The organism is Pseudonocardia sp. (assembly GCF_025965585.1).
GTDB lineage: Bacteria > Actinomycetota > Actinomycetes > Mycobacteriales > Pseudonocardiaceae > Pseudonocardia.
The window spans coordinates 1-5,136 of the sequence record NZ_JAOPWR010000178.1 but is presented as its reverse complement, the minus strand read 5'-3'; the positions used below and the strand labels follow the sequence as shown (position 1 = coordinate 5,136).

Below are 5,136 nucleotides of genomic sequence, written 5' to 3'. Positions count from 1 at the left end.
CCTGCAGACCTACCTGACCGCCGGGCCCAAGGAGGCCCGCGCCTGGACGATCCACCGGGGCGACACCGCCCCCCGGGCCGCCGGTGTGATCCACACCGACTTCGAGCGGGGCTTCATCAAGGCCGAGGTCGTGTCCTACGACGACCTCGTCGCCGCGGGGTCGATGGCGGCGGCCAAGGCCGCGGGCAAGGTACGCATGGAGGGCAAGGACTACGTCATGGTCGACGGGGACGTGGTGGAGTTCCGCTTCAACGTGTAGTTGACGCTGTTTCTGCAGGTCAGGTGCTGTGCAATCTTGCTAGGTGCCGATCTGGTGCCGATCTGGTGCCGATCTGGTGCCGATGAGCCTGAGAGTCGGTCGCAGGCGGCGCTGCTGCGGCTCGGCGATTTATCCTGCGGAAGCGGTCTGGTCGCGAACGGCCGACATGAGGCCTTCCGCCGCCTTCCGCGTCCGGTCCTCGGCGCTGGGCCAGAGGTGTGCGTACGTGGACAAGGTTGTGGATGCTGACCCGTGGCCGAGGGAGCGCTGGACTGTGACGACGTCGCAGCCTGCAGCGATCAACGCTGACGCGTAGAAATGGCGCAGTGAGTGCAGGGTGAGACCCGTGACGTTCGCGCGCTGGAACACCCTTCGCGTTCGGTAGCCGACGGTGTTCTGATGAGGCGGGTTGCCGTTCTCTCCCTCGAAGAGCCACAGATCTCGTCGCTCGCAGTGCTTGGCCAGCAACAGCACAAGGTCGTTGGCGAGGTGGACGGTCCGCTCACTGTTGTACTTCGGCGGCCGGATCTCGATCCCGCCGGCCTTCGTCGTCCGCTGTACCTGTCTGGACACCTGGAGCCGCTTCCGGAGGAAGTCGATGTCACCTACCTGAACGGCTGCCGCTTCGCCGAGCCGAAGCCCGGCGAAGGCGCACAACGCCAGAAACGGCTCGAAGGCGTCGTCAGCGGCTTCCAGGATGGCGCCCACCTGCTCCACGCTAGGGAGTGCCGTGGCGGCATCTCGGCGACGCTGACGGGGGGTGTCTCTATGTGGTTGTCAAGCGGCTGCGGCTTCCGGGGGCGGCGTCGGGATGCTTGGCCGGGCGTAGGGGCGGCGGTCGCGGAGCATGGCGTAGATGACGTCGGTGCGGCGTCGTGCGAGGCAGATCAGGGCGGCGTTGTGACGCTTGCCTTGGGCTCGTTTGCGGTCGTAGTAGGCGCGGCTGGTCGGGTCGGCGAGACTGGCGAAAGCCGACAAGAACAGCGCCGATTTCAGCGCGTGGTTCCCGCGTTGAGAGCGGGTCTCGCCCTTGATCGAGGTCCCGGATCGTCGGGTCACCGGGGCGAGGCCTGCGTAGGCGGCGAGGTGAGCGGCGGTGGGAAAGGCTGCGCCGTCTCCGACGATGGTGAGGATCTTCAGAGCGGTCCTGAACCCGAGGCCGGGCATCGAGGTCAGGACCTCGGCAAGAGGGTGGGTCTCCAGGAGGGTCTCGAGCTCGCCCGCCAGGGCGTCACGTTCGAGATGGACCTCCCGCAGCTGGGCGGCGACTCCGGCGATGACCCGCCCGAACGCTCCTGTCCCGGGAACGACGACGGCCTGAGCGTCGAGCGCAGCGAGGATCTGGGCGGGCAGGGTCTTGGCCAGCCGCGGCGATCGTGGGCGCATGGCTTCGACGATGCCCTGCTCGCCGAGCTGCCGCATCGCCTGGGGTGTGGGCGCGGCGGTGAGCAGGTCGAGCACGCCCCCGCGGTCCATGCGCGGTCCGAGCAGGCGCTCCAGGGCGGGATGGACGTGGAGAAGGGCGTCACGCAGCCGGTTGGTCAGTCGGGTGGACTGGGCGGCGAGGTCGTCGTCGTAGCCGGCCAGGACGGTGAGCTCGGCGAGGAGCTCGTCGTCGGTGCCGACCCGTCGCAGAGTGTGCGGCATGGTGCGGGCGGCGTCGGCGATGACGTGGGCGTCGCGGGCGTCGGTCTTGCCCTGGCCGGGATGCAGGTCAGCGATTCGGCGCATCGCGAGACCGGGCAGGTAGGCCACCTCGATGCCCCGAGAGCGGGCCACCGCGACGGCCAGGGCCCCGATCGAGGCGGGCTGGTCGACGATGACCAGCACCCGTCCGTGGGTCGAGAGTCGGGTGAAGACCTCGGCCAGCGCGGCCTCGTCGTTGGGCAACGGCTTGTCGTGCAGCCGCTGCCCGGACGGGTCCAGGGCGCAGGCGTGGTGGACGGATTTGCCCACGTCCAGCCCGCAGAACACCGTGAACCCGTGACCGGGACGCTTGTCGGGTTCCGACAAGAAGGCCTCCTCGCTCGCCGTGGCAGGCCGACCTGGACACCCGCGCCGGCAGCCACGTTACGAGCAGACCACTCATACGGGTCAGGTCTCTATCAGCGGTCGTTGGCGCCCGCCGACCACGGTGACAACACCCCCCAGATCATCAACGACAGGGGCGACAAGTCATGCCGTGGCCGGTGGCCTGCAAGCCCTCACCGGGCTTGATCAAGAAGGTAACGGGGTGTGATGCCCAAGGACGGGTCCGAGGCAATGAAGCGGTCCCGCACCGCGGCGCGGAAGACGGCGTGGACGTTGTTGAAGCGGGTCTTGATCGTCGACGGCGCCAAGCCGGCGGTCGTCATGGACTTGACCCATACCTCGACGTGGCTGCGGCGGATGCGAGCCAGAGGGATGTCGGAGAAGGTCGTCAACCGAGCCGACAGGTTCATCGACAGCGTCGTGTTCGACTCCCAGACCTGCCGTGCCGACCAGTCGCGGTAGAAGTCCGCGAAGGTGACCTTGCCGTCCCTCGGGTCGATCCAGTCGCCCCGATCCCGAGTAGCGAGCTGTTCGGCTTCCCATCTGACGGCGTCTGACTTGCGCTCGAAGGTCTTGGAGACCGCCCTGCCATTGGCGCCGACGATCCGGGCGAACCACTTGTCCCGATCCTTGCGCTTGTAAACGGCCACATCGTCTCCTCTTGCAATCGATTCAGACGCTCACGCATCATTGTCGCCTGGGTGGCTGATCCTCCGCAGCTGTCAACGACAAGTTGTGCACAAGCGGCCAGCGCCATCGGAACGGCGTTGGGGATAGGAGATTCAGACTGGATCTCGCCTTGTGGCCAGCCACGCGATCAGTTCGCTACGCCGCCAGCGGAGATGTCGGCCGATCTTGTATGCCGGACAGAACTCGCCAACCGATCGTTGCTTGTAGATGCTCTGGACAGGAAGCTGAAGCAGGTCGGAGACGTCGTTGATGCTCAGTAGCCGGTCTGGGTCATCAGCCGAGGTCAAGGTCGTCACCCCGCTCCACGGTGGTGTCCATATCGGCTGAGAACTCGAGTCCTATCAAGGACGAGGTGACGAGGTAGCCGTCCCCGTAGAGGTACAGGTCGTCGGCAATGTCGGGCTCAAGGGGGACGGCGCTGGGCGCGACTCCGGAGGCGTCGACAGTGGTACTGCCACGCTCGGTGGTGATGTGCCAGCTCCCGGTCGTGGCTGAAGGCTCGATCGCTTCGACTCTGGCGCGATGGACGCGCACGCCCTCGGTGTCGATTTCGATCCAAGCCAGGGGTTGCCCCTGTTCGTACGGCGCGGGCATCGGACCTCCTGGTCACGGTTGGCTGGTAGGCCGGGCGATCCTTCGCCGGCCTGTTCTGGGCGGGAGGTGGCCGTGAATCGGCTTCAAGCTTGATCGTCCGAAGGGTTGATCGTCAACGGATCAGCGGCCGGCTGCGATCGAGACGAGTGGATCTCTGCCTCGGTGAGTGCGTGGTGGCAAGCAGAGAGCCGAAGACGCCGCCGGCGATGGGGTTCGAATCCTGGTCGTCATATGTCCACCAGCCAGCTCGCTCCACATAGAAGCATAGCCGCACCTCGCAGGCTTACGTGCGTGGCTTGCGACTCATTTGGCCAGCTTGCCTGTCTTGGATAACATTGACAAGCAATGAGTAATAACGACAAGGACGCCGTCCCGTGTTTTCGAGCAGCACACCTATGCATTAGATAATGATCTTGGTACGGTGGTTTCGTGCTCCGGATCACCGCGATATCGGCCGGGGCGGTGGAGTATCTGATCCGGGGCAGCGGCTGCACCCATGAGCACGAGGACGCGGTGGTCGATCTCGATGCCGCGCAGGATGCCGCGGACGGCGCGGACACCTCGGCGGGTGCGGAGCGGGGCGTATCCGGGCGGGGCGGAGACGGTGCGGCGGGATATCTCGATGCGGCGGTGCGCTCGGGGGAGGTGCCGGGCCGCTGGTTGGGTTCCGGTCTGGCGATGGTCGGTGTGCAGCCCGGGCAGGAGGCGGACCCGGAGGCGGTGCGGGCGGTGTTCGGCCGGGTGGAGCATCCGGTGTCGGGGCAGTCGTTGGGGCGGCCGCCGAGGCGGTTCAAGACCCACCAGCAACGCTTGGCCGCGGCGGTCGCGAGGGAGCCGTTGGCGCCGTCGCCGGAGCGGCTGCGTGAGTTGGAGCTGGATGCGAAGACCGATGGTCGGAAGGCGGTGGCCTACTACGATTTCACGTTCTCGCCGGTGAAGAGCGTGTCGGTGTACTACGCCGCCCTGCTCGCCGAAGGCTTCCTGGAAGAGGCGAACCTCGTCGTGACGGCGCACCAGGACGCGGTCGATATCGCGATGGCCTATGCGGAGTCGCACGCCGCCTATGTCCGGGTCGGCTATCACGGGCGGACCGGGGAGGGCCGGTCGGTGGGCCGCTACGAGGCCGCGACGGGGTTGGTGATGACGGTGTGGGAGCACTCGACCAACCGTGAGGGCGAGCCGCAGCTGCACACCCATGTCGCGGTGTCCAACCGTGCGCAGACGCGGTCGGACGGGCAGATCCGCGCTCTGGACGGGCGCGGGTTCCGCCCGATCAAGGAGGCGGTGGCGGCCGCCTACGAGGGGGCGGTGGAGCAGTTGTTGGGGGAGTCGTTGGGGGTGGTGTTCGGGACCCGCCCGGACGGTGTGGCCCGGGAGATCCTCGGGGTCGACCCCGCACTGTGTGCGGAGGCGTCGACGCGGCGGGCGCAGGTCCTGGCCCGCCTCGACGAGCTGAGCGCCGACTACGTGGCGCGGCACGGCCGCGCCCCGGACGCAGGCGCGCGGAAGGCGTTGTCGCAGGCGGCCACGCTGGGCACCCGCGCGGCCAAGACCGGCGTGGC

General features: G+C 67.5%; 7 protein-coding genes. 2 read left to right on the top strand and 5 right to left on the bottom strand.

Annotation, left to right across the window (positions count from 1 at the left end; all coding sequences use genetic code 11):
- Nucleotides 1–259 (top strand): DUF933 domain-containing protein (locus JWR81_RS11420; protein WP_297650333.1); only part of this gene is annotated, 259 nt, incomplete at its 5' end.
- A 129-nt stretch (nt 260–388) separates the two neighbouring features.
- Here JWR81_RS11420 and JWR81_RS11415 read toward each other — a convergent pair.
- From JWR81_RS11415 to JWR81_RS11400, 5 genes are all read right to left on the bottom strand, one after another.
- Nucleotides 389–967 (bottom strand): site-specific integrase, encoded by a 579-nt coding sequence (locus tag JWR81_RS11415; RefSeq protein ID WP_297650331.1) that lies wholly within the window; start codon nt 965–967, stop codon nt 389–391.
- 69 nt (nt 968–1,036) lie between these two features.
- On the bottom strand, nt 1,037–2,272 hold the full coding sequence (locus JWR81_RS11410) for an IS110 family transposase (protein WP_297650329.1): 1,236 nt from the start codon (nt 2,270–2,272) through the stop codon (nt 1,037–1,039).
- Nucleotides 2,273–2,463: 191 nt separating this feature from the next.
- Complete coding sequence (locus JWR81_RS11405) at nt 2,464–2,940, bottom strand: hypothetical protein (protein ID WP_297650327.1); 477 nt, start codon at nt 2,938–2,940, stop codon at nt 2,464–2,466.
- 132 nt (nt 2,941–3,072) lie between these two features.
- Nucleotides 3,073–3,276 carry a helix-turn-helix transcriptional regulator gene (locus JWR81_RS34320; protein ID WP_367278775.1) on the bottom strand — a complete coding sequence of 68 codons (204 nt, stop codon included), beginning with the start codon at nt 3,274–3,276 and terminating at the stop codon, nt 3,073–3,075.
- Complete coding sequence (locus JWR81_RS11400) at nt 3,254–3,574, bottom strand: hypothetical protein (RefSeq protein WP_297650325.1); 321 nt, start codon at nt 3,572–3,574, stop codon at nt 3,254–3,256. Before JWR81_RS11400 ends, JWR81_RS34320 begins: the two co-directional genes overlap by 23 nt.
- A 429-nt stretch (nt 3,575–4,003) precedes the next feature.
- Between JWR81_RS11400 and mobF the strand changes: the two genes are divergently transcribed.
- On the top strand, nt 4,004–5,136 hold a 1,133-nt coding region (gene mobF, locus JWR81_RS11395; RefSeq protein ID WP_297650324.1), incomplete at its 3' end, for a MobF family relaxase.

Excerpts from the sequence above, each read along its gene's own strand:
- JWR81_RS11400 (WP_297650325.1), bottom strand. The coding sequence starts at position 3,574 with ATGCCCGCGCCGTACGAACAGGGGCAACCCCTGGCTTGGATCGAAATC.